The organism is Actinosynnema sp. NPDC023658, from assembly GCF_040639995.1.
Classification (GTDB): Bacteria; Actinomycetota; Actinomycetes; order Mycobacteriales; family Pseudonocardiaceae; genus Actinosynnema.
Genome location: NZ_JBFAAX010001162.1, coordinates 1 through 1,634 on the forward strand (window position 1 = coordinate 1; position 1,634 = coordinate 1,634).

The following is a 1,634-nucleotide window of genomic DNA, read 5'->3' on the forward strand; positions in this document are numbered from 1 at the left end:
ATCAGCGGCGTGACCTGGTTGAACACCAGGTCGCCGGTGAACAGGACGCGGTCCCGGGGCACCCACGCGACGGCGTCGCCGGGGGTGTGCGCGGGGTGGCCGGGGTGGCGCAGGACGACGGCCTGGTCCCCGACGTGGAGGGTGAGCTCGTCGCGGAAGGTGGCGGTCGGTGGTCGCACCGCGTCGACGCCCCAGTCCGGGGAGGGCGACCAGAGCGGCGGGGTGTCGGTGAGGATGAAGTCCGCGAGGATGCCCTGGCGGGTCAGCTCGTGCGCGACGATCGTGGTCGAGTCGGGGAGCAGGGCGTTGCCGTAGACGTGGTCGCCGTGCAGGTGGGTGTTCACGGCCGCCCGGATCGGTGCGCCGCCGGTGGCGGTGTGCACGGCGTCGAGGAACAGCTGCGTGCGACGGCGGGTGGCGCAGGTGTCGATCAGCACCACCTCCCCGGCGGAGTGCACCGCGCCGGCGTTGTTGATCCACCAGGTGCCGTCGGGCTGGATCCACGCGTGCACGCCTGGCGCCAGTTCCCGCAGGCTCGGATCGGTCGTCATGGCGATCAAACTAGTGCCTCGGGGCACGAGGACGAGGTGTCACCCGATCAGGCGGACTTCCCGAGCGCCTACGTCCACTTGAGGCTGGTTGTGTGTCAAGGGAAATCACTCGATGGAGTGGGCTCCCGAGGGTGCCGCCGGTGGACGTCCTGCCGATCCGCCGGGCCCGACCTACCTTGGGCGGACCAGGCGAACCCCGAGGTGGGCGACCGGTGACGGGACCGCGGCCGGCGACCGCGCCCGGTTCGCCGCCGACCGTCGCGGCGCACCCAGCCGGGACGTCCGGCGGTGGTCCGGCGACGAGGAGGGCGAGTTGTCCGATGACCGACCACGGCAGCCACCGGCGCGTCCGCGAACCGTCGCTGGTGGACGCGATCGTGCCGATGGTCGTGCTGGTGGTGCTCATCGGCGGTTCGCTCGCGCTGTTCGGGTTGGCCGCGCTCGACGGCCCCATCCAGGTCGCGCTCGTGCTCTGCGCCATGGCCGCGGCGCTGGTCGTGCTGAAGAACGGCCACCGCTGGGAGGAGGTCCAGGCTGCGGGCCAGCGGGCGCTCACCTCGATCACCAGCGCGGTGTTCATCCTGCTGGCGGTGGGTGCGCTGATCGGCGCGTGGAACCTGTCCGGCACGATCCCGACCCTGGTCTACTACGGCATCCAGGTGCTCTCGCCCACCTGGTACTACGCGGCGACCGCGTTGATCTGCGCCGTCATCGCGATGTCGATCGGCAGCTCGTGGACCACGGCCGGCACGATCGGCGTCGGCCTGGTCGGCATCGCGGTGATGCTCGGCCTGTCGCCGGCGGTCACGGCCGGCGCGGTGGTCTCGGGCGCGTACCTCGGGGACAAGCTCTCGCCGCTGTCCGAGACGACCGTCCTCACCTCGCAGCTGGTCGGGGTCGACGTCTACCGGCACATCAAGCGCCAGGCGTGGACGTCGCTGCCCGCGTTCGTCATCGCCTTCGTCCTGTTCGGACTGATCGGGCTGCTCCGGCGCGCGGCGCCGACCCAGGCCGACACCGCGTCCGAGCTGCACGCGCTCGGGGACATCTACTGGATCACGCCGCTGAACCTGCTGCCGCTGG

The 1,634-nt window shown here is 71.7% G+C and carries 2 protein-coding genes; one reads left to right on the forward strand and one right to left on the reverse strand.

Annotated features, from left to right (window positions below; translation table 11 throughout):
- A partial coding sequence (locus tag AB0G02_RS39145; protein WP_360805252.1) for an MBL fold metallo-hydrolase occupies nt 1–551 on the reverse strand: 551 nt, incomplete at its 3' end.
- Between the two features lie 320 nt (nt 552–871).
- On the opposite strand from AB0G02_RS39145, the gene AB0G02_RS39150 reads away from it, so the two are divergent.
- Nucleotides 872–1,634: Na+/H+ antiporter NhaC family protein (locus AB0G02_RS39150; RefSeq protein ID WP_360805255.1), on the forward strand; the 763-nt coding region annotated here is incomplete at its 3' end.